The organism is Methanolobus tindarius DSM 2278 (assembly GCF_000504205.1).
GTDB classification, from domain to species: domain Archaea; phylum Halobacteriota; class Methanosarcinia; order Methanosarcinales; family Methanosarcinaceae; genus Methanolobus; species Methanolobus tindarius.
The window spans coordinates 22,834-42,347 of record NZ_AZAJ01000001.1 but is presented as its reverse complement, the minus strand read 5'-3'; the positions used below and the strand labels follow the sequence as shown (position 1 = coordinate 42,347).

Below are 19,514 nucleotides of genomic sequence, written 5' to 3'. Positions count from 1 at the left end.
ATACCATAGGTGGCTAATTGAGTATATTTATTGCCTGAAAAGACGGTAGGTATATATGCTCCAGTGCCTAATGTCACTCGATTAACAGGTTAAGAGTGATAAACGTGATAAGTGTCAACGAAAAGGGATTAGCTATAATTGATGAGATGCTTGACTGGGAAGAGGAACTGAAAGTCAAGTCCATAGAGCTTGATAACGGCGCTACTGTCATTGACTGTGGTGTGAATGTAGAAGGTGGATATGATGCAGGTATGTATCTTTCCCGTCTCTGTCTTGCAGATCTTGCAGACATCAGCTACACCAAGTTCGACCTGGACGGTCTTCCGGTACCAGCTATTCAGGTAGCAACAGATCACCCAACCATCGCATGTATGGCATCCCAATACGCAGGCTGGAGAATTGCAGTCGGTAAATATTTCGGTATGGGTTCAGGTCCTGCAAGGGCTCTTGGACTTAAACCAAAAGAACTGTACGAAGAAATTGGCTACAAGGATGACTCCGAATTTGCAGTCCTTGTAATGGAATCAAGTGAAATACCAAACGAAGAGGTTGTTGAGTACATTGCAAAACACTGCAGTGTCGACCCTGAGAACGTCTATATCGCTGTTGCACCAACAGCATCAATTGCAGGATGCGTACAGATCTCAGCACGTATTGTTGAGACAGGTATCCACAAGCTCGAATCCATCGGATACGACATCAACACAATCAAGAGCGGTTTCGGTGTTGCTCCAATTGCACCTGTTGTCGGTGACGATACAAAGTGCATGGGTTCAACCAACGACTGTATCATCTACTGTGGTGAGACATACTACACCGTTGAGTATGGAGATGTTGAGAAACTGGAAGAGCTTGTAAAGAAGGCACCATCCACAACATCAAGGGACTTCGGTAAGCCATTCTACACAACTTTTAAGGAAGCAGAGTTTGACTTCTTCAAGGTTGACGCAGGAATGTTTGCACCAGCAAAGATTACAGTTAATGATGTCAAGAGCAAGAAGTCCTTTACAAGCGGAAGGATCAACCCTGGCATTCTGCTGGAATCCTTCGGCATAAAAGAGATTTAAGCCTTTAACATACTCAAATAATACCGATACAACCTTAAAGGTTGTATTACTTTTTTTCTTTTGGAGATAGTAATGGAAATCATAAGTACTTCAAAAGGTATCGGTGGTCAGCTTACAGAATTCAGGAAACTTGTTAGTGATTCTAAAAAGATTACTTTTATAGGAACCGTTGGTTTCTGTACACCATTTGCCGAGCTTATGGCATTTGTTTTACGAGGCAGCGATAAAGAGACTATTTTCCTTCCGGATCTGCGTGCAGATGAAGCACGTTCAATGGTATTCTCATCATACGGAATGCAGCTTGATGAAAAGGCAGATCCTTCTGCTGATACTGTAGTCATTCTTGGCGGTCTTGCAATGCCAAAGATAGGCGTTGAGCCTGAAAAGATGAAAGAACTTGTTGATGAACTAACCAAAGATGCTGACAAGAAACTTATTATCGGTGTCTGCTTCCAGTCAATGCTAATAAACTGCAACTGGCCAGGTCACATTGACTTTGATTACATAATTGATGCAGATATGACAAACGAGATCAAAAAACTGTAAACTTAAATACCTAATTCTTCTTATTTTATTTTTAAGAAATCCTGGCGTCTACAACAACATGCCAGACGCCCGGGGAATATTTTTTGATTTTACGGCAGTCCAGTATTTCAACCGTCTTTCCAGCTTTTTGTGCAGCATTTTCTATCCTCTCAACAGGTCTTGAAAACACCATACTTTCTGGCGTTGTTTCGTGATAATGGATTATGCCGCCTTCAGGTTTCAGCGCGGCAATACCCGCGTCAAGATAATGGTGTGTTGTGTTCACATATCCCATGAGGACTCTGTGAGCAACTCCTTTTGGTGTCAGTTCCGCACAGTCTCCGTTTCGAGCTTCAACAATGTCCTCTACTTTATTCAGGGATATGTTCTCTTTAAGGTATCCGTAAGACTGCGGGTTTATCTCAATTGCAATGATCTTTTTGGGTTTTGCATGAACTGCCATAGGAATGGTAAAATATCCGATTCCTGCAAACATGTCAACTATTGTCTCATCATTTCCAATATTACTCATGAGCTTCTTTTCATGAAGATTTCCTTTGGAGAACATCACTTTTGTAACATCAAGCTTGAAAAGACAGCCATGTTCTTTGTTAATAGTTTCAGTGTTATTTCCAATAAGGACTTCTCTTTTGGGCAACCTGAACTGGCCACTTATTCCAAGGTCGCGTACAACTGTATTGCATGAAGGGTACATCTGTAGCAATGCTTCAGCTATCTGCATTTTAAGGTAGTCGATTGAAAAGTCAATAGTGACAACTATAATTTCTCCGACAATCTGCCATCCCGAAGGCAATTTCTTAAGTTCATCTGCGGATATCTCAGTTTTCAGCAGTTCTTCAAGTGACTGCCATTTATTGTAAAACTCCGCATCTTCCTGTATGAAAGTCTCAAAACCTTCAATGTCTTCAGTAACCGGTATTTCGAGAAAACGCTGGTTTGTGCCAATAAGCTTTATCTTGCGGTGCGGATCCAGTCTTCCTGATTCTGCCAGTTCAATTCTTATTTTTTCCGCATTTTTTAGCGGTACACGGATACTTTTGTTCATAGTCATTGGAGCGGGGGGTATATTTTCTCAAAATAATATATAAAGCTGCATATGTGATTGTAATCATGTCTTTATATATTGATAAACTCATTCGTTGAATAGCGAACATTTAAATACGTTGTCGTTTTATTCATAAATACATGAACAACGGAGACAACACAGCTATTTTTTCCACTGATATTGGAGTTATTGCTCTTAATGGTTCTGTAAAGATTAAGATACTCGATTTTCTCAAAACAGGCTGTAAATCATTTGATGAAATTGTACAGCATACAGGAAAAGCAAAATCAACAATCTCCGTTCATCTTAACGACCTGAAGACTCAGAATCTCCTTGAGGAAACTATTGATGCTAACGACAAAAGAAAAAAGGTTTATTTCCTGAGATGTCAATACGTGGCATGTTCACAGGAACCGGGAATGAAGCATTATACTGAGATGCTGGATCTTATAGCTTCTCCCGATGTGCATTCTTTTGGTTGTTTAAAATGCCTTTTCCACGCTGTCCAATATGGTTTCAGGGCTCATGGTGTTAATTGTGACCCAATCATGCGTAAGATAGGCAATGATATAGGAAACAGCCTATCAAAAAATATTGTTTCCCAGGAACCTGCCAGTATTCTTCAGGAAATGCTGGATTTCTGGGAGGAAAATGAAATTGGAAGTTTTACCGTCCTTGAAAATGACCCCATTAAACTTGCCGTACACAACTTTTTTGACTGCCGCTCTATCCCCATTAAAGAAAAAACATTATGTTCGTTTGCCCAGGGTGTTTTTGAAGGTGTATTCAGGGCAAAAATGGGCGAGGAATGTGTAATGCAAATGCTCAGCAAATGCAACGACAATTGCGGTTCCTGCCTTTTCCAGATGACAAAATTATAGAACAAAATCCATTTATTCTTCTGTTCGGATTGATATTAAATATCTTTAATTTGAGGTTCTTACAACCCCAAGCTCACCTTTTACAAGTTTGCCAATAGCAGCAACAATTCCCGGTCCGTCAGTATTTTCCCGGCATGTAATCATGTGTTCCATAAGTCCAAGCCTTTCAATGCCATAAATATCTCTTGCATGGCCTGTTTTCTTGATGGCAGCTTTAAGTTCTGATCTGGTTACTGAATTTGCAATAACCCTGTCCTGTTCGGATTTCTTCCAGCTCCACCATAGATCTGCCTGTTCCCTTGTAAAAACCCCAATTTTAGCCTTTTCATCAGTAATCTCTACTTTTACCGGCAGGTGTCTGATTATACCAAAACGGGTAGCTATCTGTTTAGCTGTTCCATTTCCTAGATTGTTGAGATTCTTCCGTGGTATGGTTACAAGAACACCGACATCAACAACAATTTCATCATCATGTATCTGTCGTATGAATCCGTGATAGGTTTCATTTTTGACTATTTCTGTTACTGGTGTGCCGAATTTTTGCATAAGAAAATTAGATGCAAATTCATTATCTTCTCCGGCAATATCAACAGTAAACCAGTTATCATCACTAACAGAGAATTCAGCAGAAGCATCGAGCTCTTTTAACTCATTACTAATCAGCACTTCAGCAGAATGTGTTGCTCTTTCCCTGTTGCCATAAATCTTGATCAATAGTTTGGTGACCATTATTCTTATCCTTAAACTTATTATCCTTAAAATTGTCCTTTTAATTATTGTTTCATCACAAGGTCAAAGATATTTTGCATCTCTGTAAGCTTATCTAGGCCCTCGTCATCAATGAGCTCCTCATTCTCCTCTATTGAATTTAAGAGTAACTGGATATCCCTGCTGAAAGGACCGATTTTCATTCTCATAACCTGAAGCTCAGTGTCATTCTCTGCAAGATCGTTATAAGTGGTCATAATCTGCTGGTGCAGCCTGTCTATATGATCAAGGGTTGTTTTCCTTGCTTCATCGGTATTTTCTGAATTCCCTTCACCGTTTTCAGTGTTGTTCTCTTCCGGTGACTCTTCAGGCGTTTCACCTTCAATTGCCATTATCAGGCTTTTAAGAGCATCTACAACCCTGTAACCATGATCTGTAAGTTCCACATATTTTACACGTCCTTCAACTGAGAATTGTACAAGGCCATGTTCTTCCATTTTGGCCAGTATTTTAGTAGTGTGTGCAAAGGTGGAATTAATCTCTTTAGTTATAACAGATGCATAGGTTTTTTGAAGGGACCAGATAGCCAGAAGGGCAAGGGTTGGTTTTTCCTGTAAAAATAGTTGTTCAGCATATTCTTTTGTCATACGATTTCCCCTCTAATTTAGTTTTTAGAACCCTTGTTTTAAAAAACATCATAATACCCGGAATTATATATTTTAATATATATCATTAAAATAAAAATACTATATATTTCTATCGGATATTAACAATAATTCTTTCTATATCAGGTAGTTCTGCATCCGTTTTAAATGAAGTACCGCTAAAATGCGTTCTTGATGCTTTATATCCATTGTCTCTCAGTGCAGTGATAAGGGTGTCAATGGTTGATGCAGATACTCCAAGTTTCTTACACAGGAGATGCTGGTCATAAAACATAGGAATACTTAGCTCATCCCTGCAGAATTCCAGCATTTTAACGGACATCTCTTTTGTTCCCAGATCTCGCTGTTCCATTTCTTCAATGATCTCATCGCAGAACTCAGGTTCATGTAATTCTCCAAGCCACATGGGTCCGGAAATAAGATATTCTTTACCGCAGAGGCTGCACTTATCGTTGATATGGACAGCAAGCCCATAAACTTTCTCACGGTTCCCACATTCACATTGTGCAATGAATCCCATTTTCTTCAGCATTTTATCTGCCTGTTTTGCCCCTCTTCTGATATGAAGATAAGTTCTTACATAATGCCTGGTAGCATGTGACAGAAGGGGAACCATGGCTTTATCATGAAGTGAAAGCTCCCTTGCAACCCTGCCAAGAAGAATGCGTACTCCCATTTCACTGTGATACTCATTATTAAGTGGAATAGCAGCATATTTTCTGATTCCTGAATTCAGGTGTGCACCGCAAAGAGGTGCTGTATCTGTTGCTGTGACTTCCAGTAAATTTACTACAGAACGGGCAGCAGATGCAAGGAATGGTGCAGGTGTGCCAAAAGGATCGAGGTCAACAATATTGAAATGTTTTTCATGTAATAGAACATTGGCATTTTTGTGACTTGCAAATGTATGGTCACCAATTCCCATATTTTCAATATTTTCCTGTATTAGCTTATAGGCATCTTCACTCCAGTCATTCAGTGTAGTTTCAATGCCAATTTCATTAGCTACTCTTAAGCCTCGTATTCCTGACGCTGAAAGTGCATCAACATAAGTTATTGTCTTCTCAGGGTCAGGTTCCATTCTTTTAAGAAAAGCAGATGTTGCAGCTATGGAAATATCGCGGTTCATTTCCATAACCGGATTAAAAAAAACAGGTGCTGCAGAAGGAGCAAAATTTGCCCCTTCTTCAGGAACAGGAACCAGAACTTCAGTATCTCCTTCTTTAACAGATCTCACATTCATTTGGTTCCCAGAAGATACATTCTTATTTAACAATAATGGTTCCCTTCATTACGTCCCAGGTTTTCACACTGTATGTAAAGGTACCACTCTCATTAAAAGTGTATATGAAATTTCTCCTGTTAACTATACTTACATTTTCCCAGAGTCCTTCACCGCTTACAAGTGTAAAGGTTCTTACAGGATCATTATCATTGAACCAGATAACAGAATCACCTTCATTTATAGTAAGGTTATGTGGCTGCACGTTGAAGTTTCTCATATATACTGTATAGGATTTTGCTCCCTCATATTCAATGACTTCCAGTGTTTCGTCCTCTTCGTCAGAAATGACTTCTTCTTCTTCTTCACCTGATTCCTCAACAGAGACATTGTCAGTATTTTCTGCAACCGTATCATTTGCTGCATCTGTCATCGAATCGTTCATGGATGCATTCTCTTCTGTTGGGGTTTCAGTGTCATCGACACAGCCGGCAACTACCAGAGAAAGCATGACAAGGAGTATCATAAAAAATTTCATCTTCATTGGATCACCTGCATTAGAATATATTTCCGATGGTTAAATAACTTCACTATCACTTTCTATAAGTTGAACATTTATAATTGGAGTATTATTTTGAATTTCAATGTCTATAACAGCAGCAAATCCCAAAGCAGCCATCCCTGGGTTGACAATTGTGGTTTTTCCAGCCTTCTCCACTCCCCTTGCTTCATGTATGTGTCCACACACCATCAGGTCAGCTCTTTCAAGAAATATATTGAGTGCCTTGCATCCTACATTTGTATCCCCTACCATGTCAAGCACCCCAAAAGGAGGAGTATGTGTAAGGGTCACAAGTACTTCATCTGCTTTTACCTCTTCCAGCATGCTGTTGACGTTATCTTCAAAATCACATTCTTCTATTTCAAATGGTGTGCAGAAAGGGGTGGGGTTAGATCCTCCCATACCTATAAACCTGACACTATCTATTGAGATTGATCTTTTATGCAGGTTAGTGGCTTTTGATTTCTCAATCACTTTGATAATAGACTGATTATCACAGTTGCCGGGGACAGCAAGTATTTGCTGGCTGAACTTTTCAAAAAGTTCAAGTGCCTTTTCATCCGGTCCGAAATTTGTGATGTCACCTGCTATCAATATCAGATCCACGTCACCTGCAATCTTTAGCAGTGCTTCTATCCTGGAATAGTTTCCATGCGGGTCTGCTATAGCGAACAATCTCATTTTTTGTAATCTCCGGTTTGTACTACTGTTAACTTTTCAGTTAGAAAGAGCGGTCTCCACCAAGAATGCTTCCCAGTGCACTGCTGCCGATGCCTGCAATTCCTGAGGATTCTTCTCGCTGGCTGCTGTTCATGTATCTTGATGCAGCAACTATCCTGTCTGCAAGACGTGAGAACGGCAGGCTCTGGAGGTATACTTTTCCAGGTCCGGAAAGTGTTGCCAGTACAAGCCCCTCGCCTCCAAAGAGTGCATTCTTAAAACCGCCTGCCCATGTAATATCGTATCCCACAGTTTCCTCAAATGCGGTAAGACATCCGGTATCCACTCTGATTGTCTCTCCGGGTGCCAGATCTTTTTCTACAATGGCTCCACCTGCGTGTACAAAGGCCATTCCATTACCTTTCAGTCTCTGGAGTATGAATCCTTCTCCTCCGAAAAGTCCTGCTCCTATTTTCTTTGTAAGTGCCATTTCAATTTCAATTCCATTTGCAGCACAGAGGAACGAATCTTTCTGACAGAGGAAACTACCTCCGAACTTACTGAGGTCCAGTGGTATTATCTTACCGGGGTATGGTGCTCCGAATGCCACATATCCTTTATTTTCTCCTTCATGGACAAAACTCGTTATAAAGAAGCTTTCGCCTGTTACAGCACGTTTTAAACCTTTAAGGAGCCCGCCGCCGGTAGAGGTTTCCATTCTGATTCCGGGGCCCATATACATCATAGCACCGGCTTCTGCTCTTACAGCTTCGTTAGGATCCAGTTCTATCTCTACAAGCTGCATGTCGTCGCCAATAATCTTATAATCTATTTCATCAGCCATCTATCATTCCTCTAATTCAATCAATTTACTGTTCCTGAAGAACTTGTGATAGAGATTTGCGTTACCAGTATTTATTGCTTTATCTCAGGTATGCGTATTCTGTGGGCTTTTGCACAACTCAACTTGAATAGTTTAATATAGCTCCTGTGCGTAACCACCAGTTGATAAGTGTGTACCGAAAAAATTTTCCACTTCATTTGAAGCATTATTTGCTTGCACTGCAGGCAAGGAAACACGGCGGGAGGACTCATGATCTGGCAATGAGATTCAAAGGTCCCGAATCAGATATTCTTGATTTCAGTTCCAACACGAATCCACTTGGCACACCGTTCAATTTCCAGGCAAGTAACCTTGACCTGAAACAAGCTGTTTTTGAATCTACAGAAAGGATAGAACAGTATCCTGATAACAGGTACCTGGAACTCAGAAAGGCTGCTGCTGCTTATATTGGTCAAAATATTTCTGCAGACAATATTGTGCCTGGAAATGGTACATGTGAACTTTTACGTCTGATTATGGAAACCGTTGTCAATGAAGATGATATTGTAATCACCACTTCACCTTCATCCGGTGAGTATCGCCATATATCAGGGATTTTCGGAGCACGCATCCATTCTTTTACTACTGATGAATTATTAAATCTTCCAAAAATGACACTTGATAAGGCTAAGGTTATTATTCTTGGCAATCCGAATAATCCCACAGGCCGTCTTGTACCCAGGGATAAGCTTTCCGTTTTTGCCCGAAAATGTGCTGAACATGGTACTTTGCTTATTGTTGATGAATCAGCAATTGAACTGTCTGATCCTGATATGAGTATTGCTGACCTGACGTTGGATAATGATTATCTTTTCGTAATAAGGTCGGTATCAAACATTACGGCAATGCCGGGAATCAGACTGGCATATGGAATTGCATCCCTTTCTCTTGCAAACATACTCAATGCTGCACGTCTTTCATGGAACATCGGTGTGACAGACGAAGCTATAGCCCTGGCTTTCTTTAGCATGCCAGGTGGTCCTAATAGTGAATATCTTAAAAGATCCCGTGAGTTTATTAAAAAAGAAAGAGAATACATAGTCAAACGTTTCTCAGGAATTTACGGTTTTGATCCTGTTGAAAGCAGTACTAATTATATACTCATTGACGTAAAGGATCTCTTCCTTGATTCTGTTAGACTCAGTGAAGGGCTGGCTCTGCATGGAATATTGATACGCGAATGTAGTGATTTCTTTGACGGGAATAAACGTTATGTGAGAATATCAGTCCGCTTAAGGGATGATTTCGAAAAATTAATACACACTCTTGATACTGTCTTTGCTGAAACCAGCAGGGAAGATGCAAGGGAAAAACTAGAAGAGACCATAGAGCACGGTGGAAGTTCCTGTGCAGGCCGTGGTACCTGTGAATATTATCCCTGCCATTTTACCGGGCAGGATTGTACTTTCTGTTTCTGTCCGTTTTATGCATGCGAGGAAGAACGGACAGGAGGCAAATGGATCGAAAGCTCCACCGGAGGGCAGGTGTGGAGCTGCGAACATTGTACTTTATTGCATAGACCAAAAGTTGCCAAAATGGTGCTTGATGCACTGATGGCAGATGGAGACACTGATGATAATATAAGGAGGGCATGGAAGGAGATCATTGAGCCCCTGCTTTGATTCTGTGGAGTTAAGCTGAGCAGGTTAATATATTCCCTGATTTCTACATGCTTTGATTATTGTGACAGACCAAAGATCACCGCTTCCGGTAAAAAAATATCTTCTAAGCCTTGAACCCTGTGTTCATGGTGGGCTGATAAGAAAAAGTTCCCAGAAATACGGCATTCCCGAATCTGATATTCTGGATGCAAGTGCAAGTCTTAATCCATTAGGAACTCCTTTTGACCAGCCGGAGCCTGAGCTGAATTTACAGGAGCTTCTGGATAAAGGACTTGAAAAACTTGAGCAGTATCCGGACAACCGCTATCTTGAGTACCGCACGGCTGCAGCAGAATTTGTTGGAATGGGAATGACCTATGAGAACATTATTCCCGGAAACGGTTCAACTGAGATTATACGACTGGTGGCAGAGTGTGTTGTAGCTGAAGGTGATGTTGTACTAATTCCAAGACCTACCTTCAGTGAATATGAATTACAATGCAGTGTAATGGGTGCCAAAATTAAGTACATCGATCAGGATGGTATCTTCAATCTTGAAGATGAGATTCTTGCAGAAGCCAAGATAATCTTTGTGTGTAATCCTAATAACCCGACCGGAAAATTGTTTGACAGAGAAAAGATGGAAAAGCTTGCAGAACAATGTGCAGCTCAAAAGACCATACTCTTTGTGGATGAGGCTTACATTGAACTGGCAGAACCGGAGCAGAGTGTTGCGTATCTTGTGGAAAACAACGATTATCTTTTCATCCAGCGTTCTTTAACAAAATCATTTGCAATTCCGGGAATCAGAATGGGATTTGGAGTTGCTTCTTCTAAATTTGCATGTGTGCTTAACAATGCAAGACTTTCCTGGAACATGGGATGTGTTTCAGATACAATTGCTACTGCCTTGCTAAGTATGAAGGGCGGTGTGAACAGCAAGTATCTCCTTGATTCAAGAGCTTTCATAGAACAGGAACGTGAATTCCTTATGGATAAACTCTCCCGCAGGGGATTCAAACCTGCTGAGAGCTGTGTAAATTACATTTATGTTGATATTACTGATCTCTCACTCAATTCATCAGAACTTGCAGAAAGAATGGCATCTCATGGTGTACTGATACGTGATTGTGAGTCTTTCCAGAATAATGGCAAGAATCACATAAGAGTGGCAATACGCACAAGGGAAGAGAATGAACGCATTGCAGATACAATCCGTCAGGTGATTTATGAATGGGGCAGGGAACAGGCAGAGATGCAGCTTCATGAAAACATTAAGGTAGCTGCAAAAGATGGTCGTAAAGGAAGCAATATTGACTGTGACTATTACCCATGCCATTTTGAAGGACAGGACTGCACCTTCTGTTTCTGTCCGTTCTATCCGTGTGAGGACAGTCGCACAGGTGGCAACTGGATTGAAAGCTCAAGCGGCGGTCAGGTGTGGAGCTGCCTGAACTGTACTATCGTTCATGAGGAAAAGATAGTTGATGACCTGTTATCCATTTTCATTGCTGAAGGTCTTAGCGATGAAAGTATCAGAAAAGCCTGGAAGGAAGTTATGGAGCAAAATCTATGATCCTGCCGGTGCCGGTACAGCCAGAGGCCAGTGAACTGGTTATAGTGCTTCTTCTAGCCTATGTCCTTGATATTGCAGTTGGTGAACCTCCATTTGCAGTCCATCCTGTTGTCTGGATGGGCAGGTTGATAGGCTTTTTCAAGAAAAATATACCTAAAAGCAATCGCAGACTTTATGGAATATTCATTGGTCTGACAACGATACTTTTCGGGTGTCTGATTGCTTATCTTACAATGTTATTCATGAGTATTGAGTCCATTCCAGCTGTTCTTCGTTATCTTGTGGCTGCTTATTTCCTTAAGGCAACATTTGCAATTCGCTGCCTTTATGGTGCAGCTAATGAAGTAAGAACAGAACTGGATGCAGGTAAACTTGACAGTGCCAGGCAGAAGCTTTCAATGTATGTAAGTCGAAATACTTCAAAGCTGGAAGAGGGACAGGTCTCTTCGGCAATAATCGAGACAACTTCAGAGAATTATGTGGATGGAATTCTTTCTCCTTTGTTGTTCTATGCCTGTTTCGGTCCATACGGGCTCATTGCTGCATACATTTTCAAAGCTACAAGCACTCTGGATTCCATGGTAGGATACACAGATGAACGCCACCTTGAAGTAGGCTGGTTCTCTGCGAAGTTTGATGATGTACTTAACTGGATACCTGCACGTCTTTCTGTGCTCTTCCTGTCAGCTGCAACTCTTGTTGTGAGTCTGGTATATCGTAAAGTCAAGATTCCGGATTACAGGACTGCTCTTAAAACAGGTATCATGGATGGGCTAAAAACTCCCTCTCCTAATTCAGGTTTTCCAATGGCTTCAATTGCAGGTGCCCTGAAAATAAAACTGGAAAAACCAAACACCTATGTTCTTGGTGATGGTTTTGTTTATCCTGTGTCAGAGGATATCAAACTCACATCCTGGATAATCCTTGTGGCATCATTCTTTGCGATTATCGCATCTTCATTAATAATTATACTATAATGTGTTTAAAATCACAATTACATCTGATATTCAAATCTAAGAATTGAAATCCGGAAATATAACAATCATAACAATCCAATCTCAAACAACAATCTTATAAAGAAATCTCCCCGAAGTGATGGCAATGAAATTATCGGATATAGAATCAAAAGACCTGAAAAAGAACCAGTCCAGGGAACTGGATGGTGAGATCACCAGGGATATAATCGAGATCCTTGAAGAGGAAGGAATAACAGTTCAGATGCTTGTTGATGCGGCGCTTGAGCTTTATGCACCACATCCGGGTATAGAGACAAGAGAACTTGCAGAGGAAAAGTTCCTTAAAGAACTTGACATCGCAGTATCCGATCCTAACCTTTGTCTTCTTATCTATTCTGGTGTTTTACTTGAAAAAGAAGGTCAAAAAGGGCGTTTACCCAATATCAGCAGAAGTTCATACGAAAAAGATCTTACATTCATAATTGCTGATGAAGTCCTTGGCATGAGTATTTCCAAGTATATCAGTGGTGATAAAGGAATGTTTGAGTTTGTACGTTTTGACAAACAAAAACCTGGAATTCTTGCAAAGCTTGGTCCCTTCATGGATGACATAATCGGTGGTCTAATAGGCGGCGTATCTGCCAACATGTACACAAGAGCAATGGCAGAAGCAGCTGAAAAGGCTAAGAATGAAAGCAAGAAGAAACCAGATCCTGAAAGCAAAAGTGATGTGATAGCAGGATGAACGGATTCTTATTAGCTCTCAGATCAAGTTTCGGATTCCTTTCTACAATTCCTGTAGGTATCACCATGGAAGGACTCGATGAGTTCTTCAAAAGAACATACCTGCATCTGGTAGTGGGAATTGTTCTTGGATTGTTAATGGGTGCAGTTGCTTATCTTCTTGTAAGTTATCTTCCAATATCTATTGCCTCTGTGCTTGTAATAGCATTCGTTTACTATATTACGGGACTGAACCATCTGGATGGAGTGGCAGACCTTGGTGATGGTCTTACAGCTCATGGTTCTGTGGAAAAGAAACTTAAAGCACTGAAGGATATGTCCTTAGGAATAGGTGGTGTTGCTTATGCCGCTCTTATTATTATTGCATTTTATGCGACTCTGATGGCATTAAATGAACAGTCTGCCATTGCATACGCATCTGTTGCCGACGTTGCAAAAATATTCTTCTTTGCAATGTTTGTCTCAGAGATTAGTGCTATGCAGTCCATGCTGACAGTTGCCGCATTCGGTAAATCAATACATGAAGGACTGGGATCAATACTTATCGAGAATACCACAGTACCTAAATACCTTATAGGATTTGTAATTGGTATTGTTGCCTGTGTTGCAATGTCATTTTATTTTGGTTTTGGTATGACTGGTATAATTCCATTCATTGCAGCTATACTGGCAACTTTTGTATTGCTCAATATCAGCAAGAGACATTTTGGTGGCGTAAATGGTGATGTTATCGGTGCTTCCAATGAGGTAGGAAGGATAATCGCACTTATAGCCGTGACATTGGTAGTGATGTATGGAGGTATTGTTTGGACGCTATAATAATGGCAGGGGGATTTGGAAGCAGGCTTGGTATGGGGGAAAAACCCTGTGTCGAGTTACTTGGAAAGCCTCTGATATCATATGTAATCGATGCGCTGCAAAAAACAGAAAACATAGGCGACATTTACGTTGCTGTATCCCCGGCAACCCCTAAAACCGCATCTTATGTGGAAGAAGAATATGATGGTAAAGTACAGGTGATACCAACAGGTGGTGGCAACTATGTTGGTGATATGGTATATGCTGTGAAGGCCGCCTGTATAAGCGATCCGCTTATGGTACTAATGTCTGATTTACCTCTGCTTACTCCTGAGCTTCTTGAAAAGGTAATAGCTGAATATAAGGTATGTGGTAAGCCGGCTATGTCTATATTTTCTCCGATATCTGTTTGTAAAAGCCTTGGTATAAGGCCTGATACGGTGTTTAATTGGGGTGGTGAAGGAAAGCTGATAGTTCCTTCAGGCGTTAACATACTTGATGGAAAGGATGTAGATCATGAGCAGGATTATGTCAGTCTTGTGATGGATGATGTTGAATTTGCTCTTAATATCAATACGGCTGATGATCTTAAAAGATGTAAAGAAATGATTCTTGAGCGGGATGCTAATTCGATCAAGAATTAAATGAGGATATGTTAGAGTAAAATATTGTTAATGATATTTAATTACAATATCCGTACACTTTATATCTCATAATTACTAATAATCTTAGAGACAGGTTGGAATTGTCTTATTGTGTGTTGGTTGGAGAACTCACAGGCACCTTTTAACGAATAAAAGGTGCCATTCAATTCATTTCTAGGTTTTATGTTTTTTACTGAACTTTTTACTGAAAGTCGTCTTACTTGTTTTTCGGAATAAACCAAAGCATTTAAATCAGGTTTTGGACAAAAACCAATGTTATTTCGGTTGTTATTACAGTAAATACATATGAGGATAGGTTTATGATCAAAAGATCTTACATGACTTTTATAATGTGTCTTGTAGTTCTGGCTGCAGTCCTGGTAAGTGGCTGTACAGGTTCTGATGACACTGCTAATGAAGAAGAGAGCCAGGAAGTTGTAGAGGATGTGGTTTCAACTCCTGAAGAAACAGAAGTTGATGACAGTACATTCACTAATTCTATTGACATGGAATTTGTAAAGATATCTGCCGGGGATTTCCTGATGGGTGCTCCTGAAGATGAAAAATACAGTGATAAGGAAGAGAGACCTGTTCACCAGGTGACCATTGGAAATGATTTCTATATCGGTGTTTATGAAGTAACCCAGGACCAGTGGGAAGAAGTTATGGGTGAGAATCCTTCTTCCTTCACAGGCGATGGGTACCTTCCGGTAGAAAAAGTCTCCTGGGCACAGGTTAATGAATTCATTGATGCTCTTAATGATATGGAAGGAACTGAAAGCTACCGCCTGCCCACAGAGGCAGAATGGGAGTATGCTGCAAGGGCAGGTACTGACACGGCTTTCTCTTTCGGTGATGATGCTTCGATGATGCCTGATTATGGCTGGTTCGATGATAACTCTGAGGACAAGACAAGGCCGGTAGGTATGAAGGAAGCAAACCCATGGGGTCTCTATGATGTGCATGGAAACGTTGCTGAATGGGTGCAGGATGAATATCACAGTAATTACAACAAAGCACCAACTGACGGTAGTGAATGGACAAATGGTGTAGACAGAAGAGTTATCCGTGGTGGAAGCTGGGATAATGCTGAAGTCAACTGCCGTTCCGCTGCAAGGGAAAGTATCGGTGAGGGAAGCCGTATGAATTACATTGGTTTCCGTCTTGTGAAAGAGATTTGATATCCAGAATGGATATCTCTCACTTTTTTCTTTTTTGATATTATTGTTTTTTACTTGAAGGTCTTAAAGAATTCTGCAGGAAATAGCCGATAGAATCTGTTATTGTACAGTAAAATAACAGTGTATTTAATACAGCAGATTGAAGATATTTTAACTTTATTTTGTTTTCATTTTCAAAGTATGATTGCCTTCAAAATTAATCTTGCCACACTCTCATTTGTTTAATTTACTTAGCTAACATCCTAAATTATAGATTAATTTCACAAATTATATATGTAAGTCTTTTCCATACTTTCTAAAATATTCAACATGAGGAATAATATGGTACAGAAAAGTAGAGGATGGATTCAAAAATGTATTGCTGTATTTATGATAATTGTCATATTGACACCAAATGTTTACTGTGTCGAGATGTCTGAGTCTTCCAATAGTGAAAATACAGAAGGTTCACAAGCAGACGCCGCATCAGAAGAAGACACATCTTCTGCAAGCGATGATCAATTGACTGAAGAAACAGTAGAGACTGAAGAAGACAGTACTGAAGAGCTTACTACATCTGAGGCAACAATTTCAACAACATCTACTTCTCTTGAAGAAATTTATACTATATTAGATGCAAAAAATTACCTCAACCCGACTCTTGAGAAAGGAAATGATTATTTTGACACAAGCCTTTTCACCGGATCTTTCATCTATACTTATCCAATTGAAACAGTAGCAGGAAAAGGAGGACTTGAACCAAAAGTTACTCTTACTTATTCCAGCAGCTCAAATTTAAAAGGTACATACGGTTCTCTGGGAGCAGGCTGGTCCCTTAATGATAATTGCATTATAAGAGATGTAAGATACACTCCCGGAAACACAAGCGATGACAGGTTCATTCTCACTCTGGACGGTTCAAGTTATGACCTCATTTATGTCGAAGAAGACGGTCTGTATCATACCGAAATTGAAAGTTTCATGAAGATATCCAGAAACATGACAAATAGTAATTCATTTGGTGAATACTGGAATGTTATCACTCCAGATGGAACAACTTATCGTTTTGGATACAACAATGATTCGGAACAAAGAAACTCAGTGGAATCAAGAAATTATGTCAGTAAATGGTGGATGGACATAATTGAAGATGTAAATGGGAATCAGATCCAATACAACTACGTAGAAAATCCAGACAGCGAAGAGATTGGAAGCACCTACCTAACCAATATTACTTATAATGATGGATTTTCATACATTAATTTTAATCTTGATGAAAAGACAACTACATTTGATATTTATGAATATGGAAATAGAATTAATGAAAGAAATCTGATTTCTTCTGTAGATATCATTAATAATATTTCTCAATTATGGACGTATAATCTTGGATATGGAAATACTACTTCAAGAGAATTTTTGACCTCTATTTCAAAAACAGGTTTCAATGATGACAAATTTCCATCCACTGTAGTTGATTATTATAACACAACAAGTTCTTGGAATGAAAGTGATTCATGGGCACTTCCTAGTTATTTTTCAGGTGCAGGGCGAGATAACGGGCTGCGAATTGCAGATGTAAATGGTGACGGACTAGTTGATTTGCTGAGGGGATATAAGAATGAAGAAAACATTACTTCAAAAACAGTATGGATAAACAATGGAAATGGAGTGGAATGGCATTTCTACAGAAGCGGAAAAACTGGAAAAATAGGTCCGTCAACACCGTTACGACAAATGTTGGAAGACAATGGAATAAAAGTTGTAATTCATGATTCATAAAATGGTGATTAAATGATGAATTATTGTATGGAAAAGATAACGCCACCATTTGAACGCCCTACATTTAGGGAAATGAGCAAAAAAGAAGCTCAAAAATACTTTGACTGGTACATGAGTGTGCTTCCTGATAGAATTGATATTTTAATGGATTTTTTTGAAAGAACTGGAGGTGGGACTAAAAGTGAATTAGATTACACTCCAGAATCCTTAATCAAACTTTGGAAGTGGTTCATTCCGCATGTTGAGTTAGTTGAAAAAAGTCCGGAAGAACTTGAAAGAGAAGTGCAGGCAAGTCCAGAATGGTTGAAAGAAGAAATAAAAAATGACACACACAGAGTAAATACAGTAACACTTGCGATAGCTATGGATATTGCAATGTATTATGGAGAAGTTTTTGTGAAAAACTTTCAAAGCGTTAAATGGGGGTTTATTACGAAACCAAAAACTCATGTAAATGTAAACAAACCTGTTTTACTGGGCTTTAAAGAAGGTAAGTATGATGCTCAAATGGATGTAATGAGAACAGTACATATCTTATCGCAAAAAGTTATTGAAGGAAACAAAACTCATGAATTATTATACTCTAACTATAATATTTGGACACAAGATGTAATAGTGCCGTGAAGACATACGGCTATGACGACCTTGACAGGCTGACCAGCGCGGACATGTCGGTCAACAGTGTCTCCACCTACCAGCGTGATTTCACCTACGATCAGTATGGATGTATACAGCAAGTCACTGACAACGGCACCACCATCTCATCCTATGGCTATTCACTGACACCGTTCCATGCTCCTGTAAGTTATAACAATGAAAGCCTTGATTACGATGCCAACGGGAATTTGGTTGAGGATGAAGATTTCATCTACACTTACAACGATGCTAACCAACTATCTGAGGTCCGATACTCAGATAACAGTTCCCTTGTGGAGAAATACTGGTACGATGCCAACGGCCAAAGAGTCAAGAAACAAAACTCTGTTGGTGAGTTCAACTACTATGTGAACCAGTTCTATGAAATTGATAATGGTACTGCAACCAGCTACTTTTTCCGTGATGATGAACGGATAGCCAAGCAGACAGATGAAGGCATGGAATGGTATCTGTCAGACCATCTTGGCAGTACCACTTTGCTGATTAACGAAAGTGGGCTTGAGGTTGAGCGTACCGAGTATTATCCATACGGTCAGGTTCAGTCAGGTGGGCTGGAGAAATACGGTTTCACTGGACAGGAGAATGATGCCGACACTGAGCTAATGTACTACGGTGCTAGGTATTACTCACCTGAGTACAGGATTTTTGTGCAGCCTGATACAATGTTGCCTGACCCGTACAATCCACAAGCTCTGAACAGGTATTCATATACACTGAATAATCCTGTCAAATACACCGATCCAAGTGGGCACTATGTTGAGAGTGCGATAGATATTGCTTTCATTGCAATGGATTTGAACGACATCCGCACAGGTAACGCTGATAAATGGACTTATATTGGTCTTGCTACAGATGTCGTATGTCTGGCTTTACCGGGTGCCACAGGTGGCAGGCTTGCAGTTAAGGCTGTTGAGGAAGGTGTGACCCATGCAGACAATGTTGGTGATTTATTCCATCTAATGGATAAGACGTTAGATGCTGAGAAGAAATTAGATAATGTAATTGATACAAGTAGAAGTGCAGAGAACATTGCTAACCCCACAATTCTTAATAAGTGGGCCAACACCAATTGGGAAAATGCAGAAGATGCTTTTGAGTATCATTATGAAACTCATGTTACAAGTAGAAATATCGATATGTCGAGAGAACAATATACACACAATGCAGAAAATTTGTTTGAGCAATATGGACTAAATAATTTGCCTGAAAATGCAAAGGTAAAAGAAACTACATTAAAAGATGGATCTATAGGTGTCAAAATAACAATTGGTCCTAAAAGCAACAATGAAATGGGTATTTATACAAAAGATGGGCAGATAGTTTCATATCATCCTAAAAATCCAAATAAGTAGGGAGG

Annotated in this window: 20 protein-coding genes; 13 read left to right on the top strand and 7 right to left on the bottom strand. The window is 39.9% G+C overall.

The window, feature by feature from the left end:
- Positions 1-104 precede the first annotated feature (104 nt).
- Together mch and METTI_RS00205 are read left to right on the top strand one after the other, a co-directional pair.
- Entirely contained in the window at positions 105-1,067 is a 963-nt protein-coding gene (gene mch, locus METTI_RS00210) for a methenyltetrahydromethanopterin cyclohydrolase (RefSeq protein ID WP_048135589.1), read from the top strand.
- Between the two features lie 72 nt (positions 1,068-1,139).
- Positions 1,140-1,613: a DUF2124 domain-containing protein gene (locus METTI_RS00205; protein WP_023843781.1), complete on the top strand. Its 474-nt coding sequence runs from the start codon at positions 1,140-1,142 to the stop codon at positions 1,611-1,613.
- Positions 1,614-1,644: 31 nt separating this feature from the next.
- Here the strand turns inward: METTI_RS00205 and METTI_RS00200 are convergent, their stop codons facing one another.
- The gene (locus METTI_RS00200) at positions 1,645-2,664 is read right to left on the bottom strand and encodes a class I SAM-dependent methyltransferase (RefSeq protein WP_023843780.1); all 1,020 of its coding nucleotides are present in this window, start codon (positions 2,662-2,664) and stop codon (positions 1,645-1,647) included.
- A 134-nt stretch (positions 2,665-2,798) separates the two neighbouring features.
- Here METTI_RS00200 and METTI_RS00195 point away from each other — a divergent pair, with 134 nt between their 5' ends.
- Complete coding sequence (locus tag METTI_RS00195; protein WP_023843779.1) at positions 2,799-3,539, top strand: ArsR family transcriptional regulator; 741 nt, start codon at positions 2,799-2,801, stop codon at positions 3,537-3,539.
- A gap of 45 nt (positions 3,540-3,584) precedes the next feature.
- Here METTI_RS00195 and METTI_RS00190 read toward each other — a convergent pair whose 3' ends face one another.
- The 6 genes from METTI_RS00190 to METTI_RS00165 form a co-directional block, all read right to left on the bottom strand.
- Entirely contained in the window at positions 3,585-4,268 is a 684-nt protein-coding gene (locus METTI_RS00190; protein WP_023843778.1) for a DUF2110 family protein, read from the bottom strand.
- A gap of 44 nt (positions 4,269-4,312) precedes the next feature.
- Positions 4,313-4,894 carry a helix-turn-helix domain-containing protein gene (locus tag METTI_RS00185; RefSeq protein ID WP_023843777.1) on the bottom strand — a complete coding sequence of 194 codons (582 nt, stop codon included), beginning with the start codon at positions 4,892-4,894 and terminating at the stop codon, positions 4,313-4,315.
- Between the two features lie 109 nt (positions 4,895-5,003).
- Positions 5,004-6,155 carry a tRNA (guanine(10)-N(2))-dimethyltransferase gene (locus METTI_RS00180; RefSeq protein WP_023843776.1) on the bottom strand — a complete coding sequence of 384 codons (1,152 nt, stop codon included), beginning with the start codon at positions 6,153-6,155 and terminating at the stop codon, positions 5,004-5,006.
- Between the two features lie 22 nt (positions 6,156-6,177).
- Positions 6,178-6,678 carry a cupredoxin domain-containing protein gene (locus tag METTI_RS14855; RefSeq protein WP_023843775.1) on the bottom strand — a complete coding sequence of 167 codons (501 nt, stop codon included), beginning with the start codon at positions 6,676-6,678 and terminating at the stop codon, positions 6,178-6,180.
- Positions 6,679-6,711: 33 nt separating this feature from the next.
- Positions 6,712-7,377 (bottom strand): metallophosphoesterase family protein, encoded by a 666-nt coding sequence (locus METTI_RS00170; protein WP_023843774.1) that lies wholly within the window; start codon positions 7,375-7,377, stop codon positions 6,712-6,714.
- 40 nt (positions 7,378-7,417) lie between these two features.
- The gene (locus METTI_RS00165) at positions 7,418-8,200 is read right to left on the bottom strand and encodes a TIGR00266 family protein (RefSeq protein ID WP_023843773.1); all 783 of its coding nucleotides are present in this window, start codon (positions 8,198-8,200) and stop codon (positions 7,418-7,420) included.
- Positions 8,201-8,409: 209 nt separating this feature from the next.
- On the opposite strand from METTI_RS00165, the gene METTI_RS00160 reads away from it, so the two are divergent.
- The 10 genes from METTI_RS00160 to METTI_RS00115 all read left to right on the top strand — a co-directional run bounded on the left by METTI_RS00160 (position 8,410) and on the right by METTI_RS00115 (position 19,509).
- Positions 8,410-9,861, top strand: coding sequence for an aminotransferase class I/II-fold pyridoxal phosphate-dependent enzyme (locus tag METTI_RS00160; RefSeq protein ID WP_023843772.1), 1,452 nt, complete (start codon positions 8,410-8,412; stop codon positions 9,859-9,861).
- Between the two features lie 61 nt (positions 9,862-9,922).
- Positions 9,923-11,416, top strand: a complete 1,494-nt coding sequence (locus METTI_RS00155; protein WP_048135582.1) for an aminotransferase class I/II-fold pyridoxal phosphate-dependent enzyme — start codon at positions 9,923-9,925, stop codon at positions 11,414-11,416.
- Complete coding sequence (locus tag METTI_RS00150) at positions 11,413-12,393, top strand: cobalamin biosynthesis protein (RefSeq protein WP_023843770.1); 981 nt, start codon at positions 11,413-11,415, stop codon at positions 12,391-12,393. The genes METTI_RS00155 and METTI_RS00150 overlap by 4 nt, the downstream gene beginning before the upstream one ends.
- A 124-nt stretch (positions 12,394-12,517) precedes the next feature.
- Positions 12,518-13,117, top strand: a complete 600-nt coding sequence (gene cobZ, locus METTI_RS00145) for an alpha-ribazole phosphatase CobZ (protein ID WP_048135580.1) — start codon at positions 12,518-12,520, stop codon at positions 13,115-13,117.
- Complete coding sequence (cobS, locus tag METTI_RS00140; RefSeq protein ID WP_023843768.1) at positions 13,114-13,935, top strand: adenosylcobinamide-GDP ribazoletransferase; 822 nt, start codon at positions 13,114-13,116, stop codon at positions 13,933-13,935. The genes cobZ and cobS overlap by 4 nt, the downstream gene beginning before the upstream one ends.
- Positions 13,923-14,558, top strand: a complete 636-nt coding sequence (locus METTI_RS00135) for a GTP--adenosylcobinamide-phosphate guanylyltransferase (protein WP_023843767.1) — start codon at positions 13,923-13,925, stop codon at positions 14,556-14,558. Before cobS ends, METTI_RS00135 begins: the two co-directional genes overlap by 13 nt.
- 320 nt (positions 14,559-14,878) lie before the next feature.
- Positions 14,879-15,739, top strand: a complete 861-nt coding sequence (locus METTI_RS00130) for a formylglycine-generating enzyme family protein (protein ID WP_023843766.1) — start codon at positions 14,879-14,881, stop codon at positions 15,737-15,739.
- A gap of 321 nt (positions 15,740-16,060) precedes the next feature.
- Entirely contained in the window at positions 16,061-17,500 is a 1,440-nt protein-coding gene (locus METTI_RS00125) for a SpvB/TcaC N-terminal domain-containing protein (RefSeq protein ID WP_023843765.1), read from the top strand.
- A gap of 27 nt (positions 17,501-17,527) precedes the next feature.
- Entirely contained in the window at positions 17,528-18,124 is a 597-nt protein-coding gene (locus tag METTI_RS00120; protein ID WP_156916221.1) for a hypothetical protein, read from the top strand.
- Entirely contained in the window at positions 18,097-19,509 is a 1,413-nt protein-coding gene (locus METTI_RS00115; protein WP_156916220.1) for an RHS repeat domain-containing protein, read from the top strand. Before METTI_RS00120 ends, METTI_RS00115 begins: the two co-directional genes overlap by 28 nt.
- The last annotated feature ends 5 nt before the right edge of the window (positions 19,510-19,514 follow it).